This is a genomic window from Agrobacterium sp. 22-223-1, assembly GCF_053522385.1.
In genome coordinates, this window is record NZ_JBNWCN010000002.1 from 1 (window position 1) to 17,754 (window position 17,754).

Consider the following 17,754-nt stretch of genomic DNA (forward strand, 5'->3'; position numbering starts at 1 on the left):
CTTGATTTCTTAAGAACGAAAGTCGCCGTCGCCAGCAGCGCCGCCGCCCTCGTTCAGTGAGCGGACTTATAAATCCACCCAACCAAACAAGTCAACACAGCAATATCAAAAAAAATCAGAAATGTGATAGGTAACTGATTGTAAAAGGGAATTTGAAAATTATCGTATAGATTAACGACTTTTAACGGTTTTCCCGTCCGTGACTGCCAAGCTTGATGGGCCTTCCCCTATATAGGGCCTTAGTATCGCAATAACAGGGGCGAAGGCCTTGCGGATATCAGTCGGAAGACGGGCTGAAGCGGGCGACCAGCGCATGCGCATTGCCGGGATAGGTGAAGCGTACATAGGTGACAGCGCCCGAATTGCTCCAGGTGCGGCGCTCCACCACAAGACACGCCTGCCTGTCGGAAATGCCGAGCAGGCGCACGATCTCTTTCGACGGTGTTTCGGCGCTGATCCGGTGTTCGGCAGTGCTCCAGGGAACATGGCCGAGCAGCCAGGGGCCTGGCGCAATTTCGGTAAAGTCGGTTTCAGCCGCTTCCGGCACGGCCGTCAGATTGATGAGGCGCTGTTCGACACAGAACTCGCGCGCACTGGCAAAATGGATGCAGAGAATGTCGAGCAAGGGTGTCCCGACGGAAACGTCGAGCCGCTCACGATCCGCGCTTTTCGCGCTGCGCCTTTCGCGCTCCAGGATTTTGAAGCCATAGTCGAGGCCAAGGGATTCGACTTCGGCCCCGATATCGTGAATTTGAAGAACGGCGGACTGGATCTGCGGCTGGCGAACGAAACTGCCGGATTTCTTGCGGCGTTCGATCAAACCAGCCTTGGCGAGCTGGCCCATGACCTTGTTCACGGTCATGCGCGAACAATGATATTGATCGGCGAGGTCGACCTCGAAAGGCAACCGATGACCCGGCGGCCATTCTCCCGAAACGATCCGCCCCTCGATCTCACTGAGGATACGCTGGTGCAGGGTCTGCCCGGCTGCTGCTTTCGTCACGTCCGCAATGCCTTTCCCCGCTGGCTTTTTCCTGTTTCCGCCGAGCCCATATCAGCTATCGAGAAGTTCAGCCATGACCTTGTTGAAACGATCGGATATTTCGCGGCGATGGATATGCCGGCCGGCCTGCACGCGCTTTTTGCCGCGCACCCAAACGGAATCGACAGAAACGCCGCCCGCGAATATCCACTGATCGAGAATCTGGGATATCGGAAGATAAGAAACGGCCGAAACACCAAGAGCGACGAAATCGGCGCTTTTTCCACTTTCCAGACCGTTTCGCGACGCCAGAGCCCTGCCGCCGCCTTCGAGCGCCTGCCGGAAGAGTTTTTCTCCCGTGGAATGGCCGGCATCGGCGATGACATTGCGTGCCCGATGCGAGAGACGTTGCGAATATTCGAGCGTTCGCAATTCTTCCGGCACGGAAATCAGAATGTTGGAATCGGATCCGACGCCATAGTGGCCGTTTTCAGCGAGAAAAGCCGGAGCCGGGAAGATGCCGTCGCCGAGATTGGCTTCCGTGATCGGGCAGAGACCGGCAACAGCGCCGCTTTTTGCCATGCCGCGCGTTTCGGTTTCCGTCATGTGTGTCGCATGGATAAGGCACCAGCGGCCATCGACCGGCGCGTTTTCAAGCAGCCATTCCACCGGCCTCGCACCGGAAAAGGCGAGCGAATCTTCCACTTCTTTCGTCTGTTCCGCCACATGAATATGGATCGGCCCGCCTTTTGCCAGCGGCTCGATGGCTGCCAGCTCGTCGCCGGTCACCGCGCGCAGGCTGTGCGGCGCTATGCCGAGGGTGGCGCCCGGCAGCCTGTCCACCACGGCCTGCGCGCCCTGCATCAGCTTTCCGTAACTGTCGAGCGAATGGATGAAGCGCTTCTGCCCGTCGATTGGCGCCTGGCCGCCGAAACCGGAATGGGCGTAAAAGACCGGCAGCAATGTGAGGCCGATGCCCGTCTGCGAGGCGGCCGCGCCGATACGTTCGGCCATTTCGGCGATATTGCCGTAATGCGAGCCATCCCTGTCATTATGCAGATAGTGAAATTCTCCAACCCGCCCGAAACCAGCCTCGAGCATTTCCATATAAAGCTGGGCAGCAACGGCCTCGACATGGTCAGGCGTCATGGAGAGTGCGAATTTATACATGACGGTGCGCCAGCTCCAGAAACTGTCATCGCCGGGACCACGGATTTCGGCAAGCCCGGCCATGGCGCGCTGAAAGGCGTGGCTGTGAAGATTGGGCATGGCCGGGACGATGACGGCGTGTCGCTCATCCTGCGGTTGCGGGGAAACGCCGGTTTCCACGGATAAGATGACGCCGCCATCGCAGACGATGCGAACATCCTTCGCCCATCCATCCGCCAGAAGCGCTGCGCCCGCGTGAATTGCCGTCATGCCACCCTCTCCTTTGGTTCTGTCCGGCAAGGCCATTTCAAACACGAAATTGCAGCTTGCCAAGCCGATTATTATGTATATACATTTAACTCACAAAGGAAAGGCGAAAAGCAAATGCCAGGGAACAAATCTGCAAACGGAACGGCGACGGGGAACGCCACGGCTTTGTGGCGCAACGCCCGGCTGGCAACCTTCAATCCCGCCATGGAAGGCATCGGCACCGTCGAAAACGCCGTCATTGCCGTGCGTAACGGCCGCATCGCCTTTACCGGCCCTGAAAGCGATCTGCCCGCCGATCTGGCAGCGGCCGATGAGACCAACGATTGCGGCGGCCGCTGGATCACCCCTGCCCTGATCGACTGCCACACCCATCTTGTCTTCGGCGGCAACCGCGCCATGGAATTCGAGATGCGGCTGAATGGGGCGACCTATGAAGAGATCGCCAAAGCGGGCGGCGGCATTGTTTCTTCGGTGCGCGACACGCGCGCGCTTTCGGAAGATGCTCTGGTGGCGCAGGCTTTGCCGCGTCTCGACACGCTTCTTTCCGAAGGCGTTTCCACGGTTGAAATCAAATCCGGTTACGGTCTCGATATTGAAACCGAGCTGAAAATGCTGCGCGTCGCCCGCAGGCTCGAGACATTGCGGCCGGTGCGCATCATCACCAGCTATCTCGCCGCGCATGCGACACCTGCAGATTATAAGGGGCGCAACGCTGATTATATTGGCGATGTCGTTCTGCCGGGGCTGGCAAAAGCCCATGCGGAAGGGCTGGCGGATGCGGTTGACGGTTTTTGCGAAGGCATCGCCTTTTCCGTCGAGGAGATCGACCGCGTTTTCAAGGCTGCAAAACAGTATGGCCTTCCGGTCAAACTGCATGCCGAGCAGCTTTCCAACCTTGGCGGTTCCGAGCTTGCGGCATCCTATAACGCCCTTTCGGCCGATCATCTGGAATATCTTGATGAGGCCGGTGCGACGGCGCTGGCGAAAGCAGGAACCGTGGCCGTGCTTCTTCCCGGCGCCTTCTACGCGCTCAGGGAAAAACAACTGCCGCCGGTGCAGGCCCTGCGCGATGCCGGAGCCGACATTGCGCTGGCAACGGACTGCAACCCCGGCACTTCGCCGCTCACCTCCCTGCTGCTGACCATGAATATGGGCGCAACGCTTTTCCGCATGACCGTGGAAGAGTGCCTGACGGCGACGACACGCAACGCGGCAAAGGCGCTCGGCCTGCTTAGCGAAACCGGCACGCTGGAGGCTGGAAAATCCGCTGATTTCGCCATCTGGGACATCGAGCGTCCGGCAGAACTCGTCTACCGCATCGGTTTCAATCCGCTCCACGCCCGCATTTTTAAGGGACAGAAGGTTTGCCAATGACCATGAAGACCATCACGCTTCACCCCGGCAATGTGACCTTAGCCGATCTCGCCGAGATATACTGGGAGAACGGCAGCGCCAAACTCGACCGCAGCTTCGATAAAGGCATTGAAAAGGCGGCGGCCCGCATCGCCGAGATCGCTGCCGGCAATGCGCCGGTCTATGGCATCAATACCGGTTTCGGCAAGCTCGCTTCCATCAAGATCGACGCGGCGGATGTGGCGACGCTGCAGCGCAATCTCATCCTGTCGCATTGCTGCGGGGTCGGCGCACCGCTTCCTGAAAATGTCGTGCGGCTGATCATGGCGCTGAAGCTGGTTTCGCTCGGTCGCGGCGCATCCGGCGTGCGGCTGCAGCTTGTGCGGCTGATCGAAGCCATGCTGGAGAAGGGCGTCATCCCCGTCATTCCCGAAAAGGGTTCGGTTGGGGCTTCCGGCGATCTCGCGCCGCTTGCCCATATGGCGGCGGTGATGATGGGCGAAGGCGAGGCCTTTTATGCGGGCGCGCTTCTGCCGGCCGGCGAAGCGCTTGCGAAAGCCGGACTGACCCCGGTGGTGCTTGCCGCCAAGGAGGGGCTGGCGCTGATCAACGGCACGCAGACTTCGACGGCGCTGGCGCTCGCCGGTCTTTTCCGCGCCCATCGCGCGGCGCAGGCGGCGCTGATTACCGGTGCGCTTTCCACAGATGCCGCCATGGGGTCTTCCGCACCTTTCCATCCCGATATTCACAGCCTGCGCGGCCATAAGGGCCAGATCGACGCGGGAGCGGCGCTTCGTAATCTGCTGGAAGGTTCGGAAATCCGCGTCAGCCATATCGAGGGCGATGAGCGGGTGCAGGATCCCTATTGCATTCGTTGCCAGCCGCAGGTGGATGGCGCCTGCCTCGATCTTCTGCGGCAGGTGGCCCGCACGCTGGAAATCGAAGCCAATGCCGTGACCGACAATCCGCTGGTGCTTTCAGACAATTCCGTCGTCTCCGGCGGCAATTTCCACGCCGAACCGGTGGCCTTTGCCGCCGACCAGACGGCGCTCGCCATTTGCGAGATCGGCGCAATCGCCCAGCGCCGCGTGGCGCTGCTGGTCGATCCGGCCCTCTCCTATGGTCTGCCGGCCTTTCTTTCCAAAAAGCCCGGGCTGAATTCCGGCCTGATGATCGCCGAAGTCACCTCCGCCGCGCTGATGAGCGAGAACAAGCAGATGGCGCATCCAGCCTCGGTGGATTCCACACCGACCTCCGCCAATCAGGAAGACCATGTCTCCATGGCCTGCCATGGCGCGCGCCGCCTGCTGCCGATGACGGACAATCTTTTCGCCATTCTCGGCATCGAGGCGCTTTCGGCCGTACAGGGCGTGGAACTGCGTGGGCCGTTGAAAACCAGCCCCGAACTGCAAAAGGTAATCGCGGCATTGCGCGCGGCGGTCCCTTCGCTGGAGGAAGACCGCTATATGGCGCCGGACCTGAAGGCTGCGTCGGAATTGATTGCCTCCGGCGCGCTGGTCGCGGCAATTTCAGACGGCATTCTGCCGAAGCTGGAGGTTTGAGATGATGAGTACTTTATCCTCCACTGCCATGGGGTTACCCCCCTCTGCCCTGCCGGGCATCTCCCCCTCAAGGGGGGAGATCAGATGCCGCACCCGCTCGTTCCCAGATATTGTGGCGCAAGGTATTCGCCGCTTGCCGATCTCCCCCCTTGAGGGGGAGATGCCCGGCAGGGCAGAGGGGGGTAACCCCACGGCAGAAGAGGCCGATCGATGAACAGACCCTTCACGCTTCACCAGGGCGCCTCGCCCATCATCCTCGGACTACCTCACACCGGCACGGATGTTCCGGCTGAGATTTGGGATCGTCTCAACGATAACGGCAAGATTCTCGCCGATACGGACTGGCATATCCATGAGCTCTATGCCGGCCTTCTTGAGAATGCGACAACCGTAAGGGCGACCTTCCACCGTTATGTGATCGACGCCAACCGCGACCCGGCCGGGGTCAGCCTTTATCCGGGCCAGAACACAACCGGGCTTGTTCCGGAGACCGATTTCGACGGCGAGCCGATCTGGAATGAAGGACAGGAACCCGCAGCGGACGATATTGCGTACCGTCTGGAAAACTTCCACGCGCCCTATCACGCGGCCCTTGCGGCGGAAATCGAGCGGGTCAAATCCATCCACGGCATCGCCATTCTCTATGATTGCCATTCTATCCGTTCGCATATTCCCTTCCTGTTCGAAGGCAAGCTGCCGGATTTCAACATCGGCACGGATATGGGCAAGACCTGCGATCCGGCCATCGAAAAAATCGCCGTCGAGGTGACCGCCGCAGCGGAGGGTTACGACAGCATTCTGAACAGTCGTTTCAAGGGCGGCTGGACGACGCGCCATTACGGAAAACCGCAGAGCGACGTGCACGCCATTCAGATGGAGCTGGCGCAATCCACCCATCTTCAAAGCGAGACGCCGCCTTTTGCCTATGACACGGGCAAGGCCGAACGGCTTCGCTCCCATCTCAAAACCATTCTCACGCGCATGGAAAAATTTGCGCTCGACACGAAACGATAAGGGGAAAACACATGAACAATCCACGCCACAATATTCGCGATGTCCGCTCGCCGCAGGGCACTGACCTCAATGCCAAAAGCTGGATGACGGAAGCGCCGCTGCGCATGCTGATGAACAATCTCGACCCTGACGTGGCCGAGCGCCCGCATGAGCTGGTGGTTTATGGCGGTATCGGCCGCGCCGCCCGCACCTGGGACGATTTCGACCGTATCGTCGCGACGCTGAAGGATCTGAACGAGGATGAAACCCTCATCGTGCAGTCTGGCAAGCCGGTCGGCGTGTTCCGCACCCACAAGGACGCGCCGCGCGTGCTGATCGCCAATTCCAACCTCGTGCCGCACTGGGCGAACTGGGATCATTTCAACGAGCTGGATAAGAAGGGCCTTGCCATGTACGGCCAGATGACGGCCGGTTCGTGGATCTATATCGGCACGCAGGGTATCGTACAGGGCACCTATGAAACCTTTGTCGAGGCCGGCCGCCAGCATTATGACGGCAACCTGAAGGGCAAGTGGATTCTCACCGGCGGTCTCGGCGGCATGGGCGGCGCACAGCCGCTCGCCGCCGTCATGGCCGGCGCCTGCTGCCTCGCCGTCGAATGCGATGAAACCCGCGTCGATTTCCGCCTGCGCACCCGTTATGTCGATGCGAAGGCGCATACGCTCGATGAGGCGCTGGCGCTGATCGACCAATGGACCAAGGCGGGCGAGGCGAAATCCGTCGGCCTGATCGGCAATGCGGCGGAAATCTTCCCGGAACTCGTCCGTCGCGGCGTTCGTCCCGATATCGTTACTGACCAGACCTCGGCGCACGATCCCGTCCATGGTTACCTTCCGGCCGGATGGACCGTTGCCGAATGGCGCGCCAAGCAGGAAAGCGACCCGAAGGCCGTTGCGGCTGCCGCTCGCGCCTCCATGAAGGTGCATGTGCAGGCCATGGTCGATTTCTGGAACGCCGGCGTTCCGACGCTCGATTACGGCAATAATATCCGCCAGGTCGCCAAGGATGAGGGCCTGGAAAACGCCTTCGCCTTTCCGGGCTTCGTACCGGCCTATATCCGCCCGCTATTTTGCCGCGGCATCGGTCCGTTCCGCTGGGCGGCCCTTTCCGGCGATCCGGAAGACATCTACAAGACCGACGCCAAGGTGAAGGAACTGCTGCCTGACAACAAGCACCTGCATAACTGGCTGGACATGGCGCGCGAGCGCATCGCGTTCCAGGGCCTGCCGGCGCGTATTTGCTGGGTCGGCCTTGGCGACCGCCACCGTCTCGGCCTCGCCTTCAACGAAATGGTCAGGAACGGTGAGCTGAAGGCGCCGATCGTCATCGGACGCGACCATCTGGATTCCGGCTCCGTCGCCTCGCCCAACCGCGAGACCGAGGCCATGAAGGATGGCTCGGACGCCGTTTCCGACTGGCCGCTTCTCAATGCGCTGCTCAACACCGCATCCGGCGCGACCTGGGTGTCGTTGCACCACGGCGGCGGCGTCGGCATGGGCTTCTCGCAGCATTCCGGCATGGTCATCTGCGCCGATGGCACCGACGATGCCGCTCGCCGGCTGGAACGCGTGCTATGGAATGACCCGGCAACCGGCGTCATGCGCCATGCCGATGCCGGTTACGACATCGCCGTGGAATGCGCAAAGGAACAGGGCCTGCGCCTGCCCGGCATTCTCGGCAATTGATCCTCTTTCGGCCGGAAAGAGAAACACCTCTTTCCGGCCGATCCCTCTCAAAAGTGGAAAACCATGACCCTGCTGCGCGCAAGCGACTACAAGCGAATGCCCTGGAAAAACGGCGGCGGCGAGACGGTGGAAATCGCCATCTTTCCACCCGCGTCTTCCGTCGAGAATTTCGACTGGCGCATCAGCATGGCGACGGTGGCGAGCGACGGGCCGTTTTCGATCTTCCCCGGCATAGACCGCACCCTCTCTATTCTTGAGGGAAACGGCATGGCGCTGGCAATTGCGGCGGGCGATCCGCTGTTGCTGACAATGGAAAGCCCACCCCTGCCCTTTCCGGCCGATGTTCCCGTGAATGCGACCCTGCCCGATGGCGCGATCACCGATTTGAACGTCATGACCCGCCGCTCGCGCTTTCGTCATGTCGTTAAAAGGCATTCCGGCCCGTTTTCGGGAAAAGCCGCCGGAAACACGACGCTTGTGCTGGCACTCGACCCGCTGACGATTTTAACCGGTGAAGGCAAGGACCGATTGGGGAAGCTGGACGGTCTGCTGATCGAAGGCGGTTTACCGTTCACCGTCGAAGGAGATCGAAGCGAAAGCACGTTTTTCCTGATCACCCTCGAGCGTCTCTGAAGCCTCCGGAAAAGGCTTCACAAGTTCCGTCCAGATAATGCTCAAACCGCTTCCGCCTCAGTCCAGGCCCAGCGGATCGGCCACCCGTGGCCAAAGCTCAAGGCTCGCCTTGCGATAGGGCGTTTTCGCCGGATCGGTCGGATAAGACGTCGGGGCCGCGATATAAACGATCTCGGAGGCGACCGGCGCAAACCCCGCATGGAAATGGTTGGTGGACTTGACCAGCAGCACGTCTTTTTTTGCGAAATCGACGCCGAGATTGGAAAAGATATCCGGCTCATAAGTTTGCGTACGGCTGGTGATGAGGATGATATCGATCTGCGTACCCAGCGGCCGAACGACAGCGGCGCGGCCGAGCGTTACGCGGCTGTTGCGGAAACTCTGCCAGCCGGCCTCGGCCGTGCGCATCACCTTTATGCGGAAATCGAGCGGCTCGCCGCCTTCCGGGCTGGATTTGCCGCCGATGCGCAGATCGATCTCGGCCCCCTCGCCCGCCGCGTGACAGAAAGACACCGCAATCGGGTCCCAGATCGTCGCGACGGCGATGTTGTCCATGCCGCGCTCCACCATGCGCCGCAGAATATGGGTGGCGTCACCGGCGACACCGCCGCCCGGATTGTCCCAGATATCCGATACGACGACCGGCCTGTCTGGATTGTTGCTGCGAATGGCAAGAACCTGGTCGAGACCGGATTCCGTATCGAGCATCGGCATGGCGGTCAGCTTGCGCATGGCGTAAAGCTCATGGCCGAGCTTTTCGGCCAACGCATCGCCCTTTGCCCTGTCATTATCGGTCACGACAACGATGCGCGTTCCCATATCCGGCACATCGCCCGCCATGAAACCGTGAATGACGGAAATCGACAGGATGCCATCCTTACCTTCCATCGCCTTCAGCCGGTCGACGTAAGAGCGCATCGGCTCGCGGCTGGTGGGATAAATGGTGATCATGCGGCAATCGAAAGTGGAGATGACTGGCTTGATCTCCCCCCGAAGCGTGCGCAGCGCCATTTCCACCACATGCTCGCCGCGCTCTTCGAAGTCCGTATGCGGAAACTCCAGAAACGTCGCCATAATATCGAGATTTTTGACCCGAAGCGCAGTCAGATGGCTGTGCGGATCGAATTCCGCCGCGACCAGTACATCCGGTCCAACCAATGCGCGGACGCGTGACAGGAAATCCCCCTCCGGATCGTCATAACCCTGCGCCACCATCGCGCCGTGCAGACCGAGCACCACGGCATCGACCGGCAGGGCGGCACTGAGTTCGGCAAGAATGGTGTCCCGCAGCGTTTCATAGGTCTGGCGCTGGATGAGGCCCGCCGGTTCCGCCCAACAGGAAGTTCCCTCTATTACCGTGAACCCTTCCGCCTTACCGCGACGGCGCAAGATCGGCACTGGCGACGAGCAGAGCGTCGGCGTTTCGGGATGCTCCCCCGGCCCGGCATAAAAAGCCGCGCGAAAGGCGTCCATATCCGTCGGGACGGGTGAAAACGTGTTGGTTTCGGTGGCGAGTGACGCCGTGAAGATGCGCATGTCTCTAGATTCTCGTTACCGCAGTCTGCCCTTCGGCAGCTTTATTTCAGAATTTAATTAGCCGGGTAATTTTACCAGACCGTACCGCGCGCCGCGACCTGCTCAACCCGCGTTACAACGCCGTTTCGATGGAAAACCATCCTGTCGAAAAGATTGCTGACGACGCAGGTGTGGTTCGGAACGACCTTGACCACATCGCCGATTTCAGGCCGGCCCGAGGCGCAGCCGGATAGATCGACAACGGCGTGTTCTTCCGAAAGCGAGATGATTTTCGCACCTTCGTAGCCTTCGAGCAGCCCGTAATCGCTGAAACCCAGAAGATCCGAGGTTAGGGCCTTGGAACCGCAATCCAGCACAGCCCGATCGGCTGTCGGTCGCGATACGACGGTGGCAAGAACATGCATGGCGAGATCGCCCGCCGTGCAATGTCCGGCGCGCAGCATCGCGCGATCATTATAGACATAGGTGCCGGCCCGATGTTCGGTGGCGGAAGGAACGAGATGCGCGGCGTAAAAATCCGGAGAACCGCCGCTGGATCGCACCGGGCAATCCATGCCCTTTGCCGCCAGCAATGCCATGGTCTCGCGAAGGAAGTTTTCCACCGTCGCGGCTCCGCCCGGTGCCGGATAGGTCAAAATGCCCTTGAATGTGAGGCCCGGTGCCGCCGCGATCTTTTCCGCAAGCGCCAGCGCCGCTTCCGGCGTCTGCACACCGCAGCGCTTGCCGCCCGTGTCGCATTCGACCAGTACGGCAAGCGGCCTCGCCGCATCGAATGTATCGGCAAGACCGGCAATCGTGACCGCGCTATCGGCAACCACGCTCAACCGACCGATGCGCGCATTCAGCGCTTTCAGCCGCGACAGCTTTGCTGCACCGAGAATATTATAGGTGATCAGAATGTCGTCGAAACCGGCATCCGCAAAAACCTCCGCCTCACTGACTTTCTGGCAATTAATGCCGATAGCGCCGGCCTGAAGCTGCTGCTTTGCGACAGCGGGTATCTTGTGCGTCTTGATATGCGGCCGAAAGGCCTTGCCGTGATCATTCAGATAGGATTGCGCCCTGAGGATATTGGCGGCGAGCCTGTCCTCGTCGATGACAGGCATCGGCGTCGAAATCGCATTGAGGGGTGTGCCCGCATCAGGCCAGGGATAGGTCATCATCTACTCTCAAACATCGGCAAATTGGGCTTCAGGCCAGCGGCTTATAGGCGATAACGTCCATTTCCACCTTGGCATCGACCATCAACGGAGATTGCACGGTGGAGCGTGCCGGCGGATGATCGATGAAATATTTCTGGAAGACAGCGTTGAAGCTCGAAAAATCCCGGGCATCGTCCAGCCAGACATTGACCTTGACCACATCCGCAAGCGTACAATCGGCAAGCGCCAGAACATCCTTGATATTCGCAACCACCTGCTCGGTCTGCGCCACGATTCCGCCGGTCACCACCTCGCCATCGACGGTCGGCACCTGCCCGGACACATAAACGAAATCGCCGGCCCGGACGGCCTTGGCAAATGGTCGCCGCTGTCCACCAGCCTGATTGTCCGCCGCCTCATAACGTATCATTTTCGGCTTTTGCATGAATCCTCGCAAATTATTTTCATAATTTCAGAAATTTTCGCGATTTGTAGCCGATTTCATGGCGCATTTCCATAAGCAATGTAAATTATTTAGCAATCGCGCACATTACGTGCGAAATCCGCCGCCATGCTTACCGCTGATGATTATTGGGAAATGTACGGCTTATGGTCGGCATATGCCATGATTCACGGAGGAACAGCACGCTTATCATGCGGTTCCCGTCGGCATTCGCGCTGCATTCCACTCGCCAAATTCGGCATCCATGGAATTTCCAGCACATTATTCAGAGAACAAGTTTGCCGCGGCTAACCTCTTAGGAGAGGTACTGTACACGTCTCGCTTCGGCCGGTCCTTCAACCAGCTCACCCCCGTGCGGAAACCCGATCGCTCGCTGTCACTCTGCCCGTGATCTCTTGCGCGATCTTCTGCGCCTGCACGCGAATATCCGGAACAGCGGTAATTTCCCAGAAGCGGCCCGCCGTCAGCGCACCGGCGGCGAAAAGACCGGGCCAGCTTCGTCCGTCCGTCCGAAGCAAACGGGACTGGCCATCGACTTCCACCCCGAGCCCGAAGGGATCGAGTAAAATAACGCCATCGCCGCGCATCGTTTCAAGAAGCCGCGAATGGCCGATGCCGGCCCGCTCCATCCCCGTACAATTGACGACCCAATCGACCTGCAGTTCCTTCAATATCTGCGTATGCCTGCGGCGGTAACGCACGGCGATCCCCTCCTCTCCTTCTTCTATGGAACGAAGGTAACCCGCATGAATTTCAAGAACACCATCTGAAAGCAACTTCCCGAAAGCACCAGACACTTCAGGCGCGATACGGTGCCGATGGATGTTCCACCACGGCAAGGCATGCCGAAGAAACCGGCTGCGTTGCGCAGGTGTAAGACGTTGCCAAAGCGACTGAGTTTGCGGCCGCAAACCATCCATGACGGTGCGCCACGGCGCCCCATCGCGCACCTGCCTGCGCAGAGAGTGCAGCAACCGGCTAATCTCCATCGAGTCTTCAGGTAAATTCGGCTCCACGGGCGATGACGGCGGGCTGACATGCGGATGCGGCACCAGACCACGACGGGACAGGACATGGATTGGCCCTTGATGTCCTTTTCCCCTCAGAGTCAAAACCTGATCGATCATCGTCAGGCCCGACCCCAGAATACAGATGCGATCCCCGGCTTTAATTTTGGACAACCATCCCGGCTGCCAGCAGTGGCCAATGATACGTTGCGGGCCCTCTTCTTCCTTTGCGACAGTTTGCACCGGCAAACTCGCAGCGCCAACACCCAGACACAGAACGACATTCTGCGCGCGCAGCTGCTCACCATTTTCCAGTGTAAAAGAAAATCCGCCTGCACCATCCGGCCGACAGGCCGAAGCCTTGGCCCGAACGAAGTCTACTCGGGCCCGTTGCTCCCTGCTTCTAAGCAGGCCGGCCAGTCTGTCGCGAAGATAAAGACCATAGTCACCGCGCGAGGCGAACAGCAGGGGATTGTCCGCGATCCCGTTTTCCGCCAACCAGTCGACAAAGTCATCAGGCCTGTCAGGGAAGACACTCATTCGCCCGGCCGGCACATTCAGACGATGATAAGGCAGTTCCGTACGATAGGCGGTGCCGCGCCCAAAATCCGACTCATCGCCGACGATAGCGATAGAGGCTTCCGCCGGCAGGGACGATAAAAGATGGGCGGCGGTACAGATGGCCGAAAAACCCGACCCGACGAGAGCGACATCATAGGACATTCATTCCTCCAACCTGCGACAGCTTGAACAGCCAGACGACGGGTGTCGAACCCAACGATACTCTAGTCAACGAGTAGAGATTAAACAGATGCGAATGTCTACCCTTCACTTTCTGGTGCCGGGATTAGCGGAGGCATAGGGGATCAAACCCAAAAGTTAGCCGCGGCAAACTTCCGCACAGGGCGGATATTCGGGGCACCAAAAGACGCGACAACGCCCTTCATTATGATCGACAACGAGAAGTTAGCCGCGGCTAACCGTCAAACCGTCACAAAAAGCAAATGTGATTCTTCCACAATGCTTTAGCGGCACTTTTCAACCTGAGAAAAAAGCCTATTGCGCCAAAAAGAGAATCGGCGCTTATATCTCAGTTGCGGAAAAAACCGCCTTTTTCGAAAAAAACCGCTACTGCAATTTCGAGCGAAAGAAGACCGATGACACAGAGTGCCGACTTAAGACGTGCCGCAGGAGCACCCGACCTGACGAGTCTTATACAACAGCATTCGGCTGCGTTGTCAGCCCAATTGCAGGCTCATAATGCAAATACATTTTCCCCGCACACCGAAAAGAGCATGCGCCATTTTTCGCCGGCGGAAACAGCACGGTTGATCGGCATCGGCGAAGCCTATCTTCGCCAGATCGCCGCCGAGCGTCCGGAGCTCGACGCGGCGCAGGCTTCCGGTCGTCGTTCCTATTCCGTCGAGGATATGGACGAAATCAGAAAATTCCTCGATCAGGGCGCGCGTGGCACACGCCGCTATCTGCCGCATCGCCGTGACGGCGAAGAGTTGCAGGTCATCGCGGTCATGAACTTCAAGGGCGGCTCGGGAAAAACCACGACATCGGCGCATCTGGCGCAATATCTGGCGCTGCGCGGTTACCGGGTACTTGCCATCGATCTCGATCCGCAGGCCAGTCTGTCCGCTCTTTTCGGTCATCAGCCGGAGATCGATGTCGGTCCGAATGAAACGCTTTATGGCGCGATCCGTTACGACGATGAACGCCGGCCGATCGCCGAGATCGTTCGTGGCACCTATATTCCCAATCTCCATATCGTTCCGGGCAATCTGGAGCTTATGGAATTCGAACACGACACGCCCCGCGCCCTGATGCGTCGCGCGCCGGGCGATACGTTGTTTTTTGCCCGCATCGGCCAGGCGATAGCCCAGGCGCAGAACTTTTATGACGTTGTGGTGATCGATTGCCCGCCGCAGCTTGGTTACCTGACGCTTTCGGCGCTGACGGCCGCCACATCGGTTCTCGTCACCGTTCATCCGCAAATGCTTGATGTGATGTCGATGAACCAGTTCCTTGCCATGACCGGCGATCTTCTCGCTGAAATCGGCAGGGCGGGAGCGCGTTCCGACTATAACTGGATGCGTTACCTGATCACCCGTTTTGAACCGAGCGATGGACCGCAAAACCAGATGGTCGCGTTCCTGCGCTCAATTTTCGGTGAAAACGTCCTCATCCACCCGATGCTGAAGAGTACGGCCGTCTCGGATGCCGGACTGACCAACCAGACACTTTTCGAAGTGGAAAGAACCCAGTTCACCCGGTCCACCTATGACCGCGCGCTGGAGGCCATGAACAACGTAAACGCTGAAATCGAAGGACTGATTAAAAAAGCGTGGGGTAGGGCAGCATGAGCAGAAAACAGATCTTCGCCAATCTCGGTACGCCGGGCACCGACAGCAACGAGACTGCCACCGAGCGGTCGCGTCCGCGTATCCGGCCTATCCTCGGTTCTCCGGGACTCGTAACGGATGTTCTGAATTCCCCGGTCGGCATGATCGGCCAGTCGCTCAATGAAGTATCGGAACGCGCCAAGCGCGCAGAAGAGATCGAAAAGCAGCTCGCGGAAGGTCTTACGATCGTTTCGCTCAGCCCTGCCGATATCGATCCCTCTTTCATACCGGATCGTATGCCAGCCTCTGAAGAGGCGGATGCTGGCCTGGTAGAGGCCATTCGTGAACAGGGCCAGCAGGTTCCCATTCTGGTGCGCCCGCATCCCGAATTCCCCGGCCGTTATCAGGTCGCCTTCGGCCATCGCCGCCTGCGCGCCGTTTCCAGCCTCGGTATTCCGGTCAAGGCTGTCGTTCGCGATCTCAGCGATGAGCAGCTCGTCGTTGCCCAGGGACAGGAAAACAACGAGCGTCGCGACCTCACCTATATCGAAAAGGCACGTTTTGCCCAGAAACTGCAGATGCGGTTTCCTCGGGATACGATCATGGCCGCCATGTCGCTGCACAAGGGCGATCTCTCCAACATGCTTTCGGTTGTCGGCCGCATTCCCGAAGATCTGGTCGATCTGATTGGCCCGGCTCCGACTGTCGGCCGTCGTAACTGGATGGATCTTGCCGATCAGCTTTCCTCCTCGCAGGTCAAGGAAGCAGCCCGCGCCTATGTCAAGGATGCATCGGTTGCCGCCCTGCCATCGGAAGAACGTTTCAAGTCGCTTCTGGATTTTCTGAAGCCCAAGGCGCAGGCGAAAAAAACCGGCGTCTGGTCATCGCAAACCGGCGGCCGGCTGGCAAAGGTGGTCGAGAGCGACCGCAAGCTGGATATCTCTATCGACAAGAACGAAGCCCCGGAATTTGCCGAGTTCGTTCTCGAACATCTTCAGACGCTGTTTGCCGAATACCGGTCCAAGCAGTGATTTTTAACTCGAACGACTAACAGGAGACGCATCACAAAAGAAAAAAGCCCCCGAACGTTGCCGCGCGGAAGCCTTTCTTTGATTTAAGCACCCGAAGAATCTCATTTCCGCGAATCATAGTCAAGAGTCTTGGCATCGAATTTTTCGGTGAGCGATTTTCTTTTGCCTTGTGAAAGGTGAAAGACATGGACAGCACATGTGTAACGACGCCCTTTGGGCGGCGAGCGATGTCGTTTGGCGTCCTCGCGACCCAGTTCGCCACCCAGAAAAACAAGAAAGTCGAAGCGGTCGATAAATGGAAACTCTATCGTTCGGTCTGCGAAGCCAGGCCATTGCTCGGCGTAACTGATCGCTCGCTTGCGGTCCTGAACGCGCTTTTGAGTTTTTATCCGAAAAACGAGCTTTCCAGCGAAGCCGGATTGGTCGTCTTCCCGTCGAATACGCAATTGTCACTCAGGGCCCATGGCATGGCCGAGCAGACATTGCGCCGGCATCTCTCGGCTCTTGTCGAAGCCGGTCTCATCATTCGCAAGGACAGCCCGAACGGAAAACGATACGCCCGCAAGCATAGGGGAGGGGAAATCAGCGAGGCTTACGGTTTTTCGCTGGCGCCGCTTCTTGCCCGCAAAGCGGAAATCGAGGAACTGGCCGAACGCATCGTCAGCGAGCGGCTCGATCTTCAGCGGCTTCGTGAAAATATCAGCCTTTGCCGCCGCGATATCCAGAAACTCTGCGAGATGATTGCCGCGAGCGGTGAAGTCGAAACCTTCGAAGGGTTTCAGACCCGCTACAATGCCATTGCCGGCTCTCTCGGCCGCAATTCCAAGCCTGCTGAGCTTCGGGAAATCGCCGGATTTTTGGCCTCTTTGCGCGCAGAAGTGACCAACTATCTGGAAAATATTGAAAAATCGGAAAAAATGGGCGGCAATGACTGCCAAAATGAGCGCCTCATAAAGAATTCAGAATCCGAATCCATATCTGAACGGCAAGATTTGCGCGAACCGGTAACCGTTGCACCTGCCAGCACGGCAAGCACCCAGCCGGCATATGTGGCACCCGTCAGTGCAAAAGCTCCACCGCAGTCAGCAAAGCCTGTTCTTCATAAGCAATTTTTTGTTCCTGATATTGTTTTGGTTTTGAAGGCTTGCCCGGATATCTCGCTCTATGCCCCAGGCGGAGCGGTTACCGGATGGCGCGATCTCGAAGTGGCGACATCTGTTATCAAAACCATGTTCAACATCAGCCAGTCGGCGTATCAGGATGCGCTTGTCACATTCGGCCGACAGGGAACGGCAGCCATTCTCGCATGCCTTTTGCAGAAAGCGGACCAGATAAGCTCGCTCGGCGGATATCTGCGTAATCTGACCCGTAAGGCGCAGGAAGGCGGCTTCGATGTGCAGACTATGCTTCTGGCGCAGTTGCGAGGGCGCAAGGACACCATGGAGGCGAACATGCTTTCATGAGTTCACATGGGCCTCGGGAAATGGTCATCGCTTGCGGAAAAAGCAGACGGAAGTTACATTAACGCCGTTTCCGCAAGTAGAAAGAGATTCGCATGAGGCTGCTGTAGCAACAG

14 protein-coding genes are annotated in these 17,754 nt (G+C 58.7%); 8 read left to right on the forward strand and 6 right to left on the reverse strand.

Features of this window, described 5'->3' with window-relative positions; translation table 11 throughout:
- Positions 1–277: 277 nt before the first annotated feature.
- Positions 278–1,003 (reverse strand): histidine utilization repressor, encoded by a 726-nt coding sequence (gene hutC / locus ACQZ60_RS12175; RefSeq protein WP_020809634.1) that lies wholly within the window; start codon positions 1,001–1,003, stop codon positions 278–280.
- 51 nt (positions 1,004–1,054) lie between these two features.
- Positions 1,055–2,401, reverse strand: a complete 1,347-nt coding sequence (locus ACQZ60_RS12180; protein ID WP_020809633.1) for a formimidoylglutamate deiminase — start codon at positions 2,399–2,401, stop codon at positions 1,055–1,057.
- Between the two features lie 114 nt (positions 2,402–2,515).
- Between ACQZ60_RS12180 and hutI the strand changes: the two genes are divergently transcribed.
- From hutI to ACQZ60_RS12205, 5 genes are all read left to right on the forward strand, one after another.
- Positions 2,516–3,775, forward strand: a complete 1,260-nt coding sequence (hutI, locus tag ACQZ60_RS12185) for an imidazolonepropionase (RefSeq protein ID WP_448735337.1) — start codon at positions 2,516–2,518, stop codon at positions 3,773–3,775.
- On the forward strand, positions 3,772–5,316 hold the full coding sequence (gene hutH, locus ACQZ60_RS12190) for a histidine ammonia-lyase (protein WP_020809631.1): 1,545 nt from the start codon (positions 3,772–3,774) through the stop codon (positions 5,314–5,316). Before hutI ends, hutH begins: the two co-directional genes overlap by 4 nt.
- Before the next feature lie 210 nt (positions 5,317–5,526).
- Positions 5,527–6,330 (forward strand): N-formylglutamate deformylase, encoded by an 804-nt coding sequence (gene hutG / locus ACQZ60_RS12195; RefSeq protein WP_020809630.1) that lies wholly within the window; start codon positions 5,527–5,529, stop codon positions 6,328–6,330.
- Between the two features lie 11 nt (positions 6,331–6,341).
- A complete protein-coding gene (hutU, locus tag ACQZ60_RS12200; protein WP_020809629.1) occupies positions 6,342–8,015 on the forward strand; it encodes a urocanate hydratase in 1,674 nt (557 codons plus the stop codon).
- Positions 8,016–8,078: 63 nt separating this feature from the next.
- On the forward strand, positions 8,079–8,648 hold the full coding sequence (locus ACQZ60_RS12205; RefSeq protein ID WP_020809628.1) for a HutD/Ves family protein: 570 nt from the start codon (positions 8,079–8,081) through the stop codon (positions 8,646–8,648).
- 57 nt (positions 8,649–8,705) lie between these two features.
- Here the strand turns inward: ACQZ60_RS12205 and ACQZ60_RS12210 are convergent, their stop codons facing one another.
- The 4 genes from ACQZ60_RS12210 to ACQZ60_RS12225 form a co-directional block, all read right to left on the reverse strand.
- On the reverse strand, positions 8,706–10,184 hold the full coding sequence (locus ACQZ60_RS12210) for a M81 family metallopeptidase (RefSeq protein WP_020809627.1): 1,479 nt from the start codon (positions 10,182–10,184) through the stop codon (positions 8,706–8,708).
- Positions 10,185–10,255: 71 nt separating this feature from the next.
- The gene (locus tag ACQZ60_RS12215; protein WP_031233684.1) at positions 10,256–11,344 is read right to left on the reverse strand and encodes a D-TA family PLP-dependent enzyme; all 1,089 of its coding nucleotides are present in this window, start codon (positions 11,342–11,344) and stop codon (positions 10,256–10,258) included.
- A 31-nt stretch (positions 11,345–11,375) separates the two neighbouring features.
- Positions 11,376–11,771 carry a RidA family protein gene (locus tag ACQZ60_RS12220; protein WP_448735338.1) on the reverse strand — a complete coding sequence of 132 codons (396 nt, stop codon included), beginning with the start codon at positions 11,769–11,771 and terminating at the stop codon, positions 11,376–11,378.
- Positions 11,772–12,133: 362 nt separating this feature from the next.
- Positions 12,134–13,519 (reverse strand): FAD/NAD(P)-binding protein, encoded by a 1,386-nt coding sequence (locus ACQZ60_RS12225; protein WP_020809624.1) that lies wholly within the window; start codon positions 13,517–13,519, stop codon positions 12,134–12,136.
- A gap of 434 nt (positions 13,520–13,953) precedes the next feature.
- On the opposite strand from ACQZ60_RS12225, the gene repA reads away from it, so the two are divergent.
- The 3 genes from repA (at position 13,954) to repC (ending at position 17,641) form a co-directional block, all read left to right on the forward strand.
- Entirely contained in the window at positions 13,954–15,168 is a 1,215-nt protein-coding gene (gene repA / locus ACQZ60_RS12230; protein WP_026363408.1) for a plasmid partitioning protein RepA, read from the forward strand.
- The gene (gene repB / locus ACQZ60_RS12235; protein ID WP_035260553.1) at positions 15,165–16,178 is read left to right on the forward strand and encodes a plasmid partitioning protein RepB; all 1,014 of its coding nucleotides are present in this window, start codon (positions 15,165–15,167) and stop codon (positions 16,176–16,178) included. The genes repA and repB overlap by 4 nt, the downstream gene beginning before the upstream one ends.
- 185 nt (positions 16,179–16,363) lie before the next feature.
- The gene (gene repC / locus ACQZ60_RS12240) at positions 16,364–17,641 is read left to right on the forward strand and encodes a plasmid replication protein RepC (RefSeq protein ID WP_080707229.1); all 1,278 of its coding nucleotides are present in this window, start codon (positions 16,364–16,366) and stop codon (positions 17,639–17,641) included.
- Positions 17,642–17,754 lie beyond the last annotated feature (113 nt).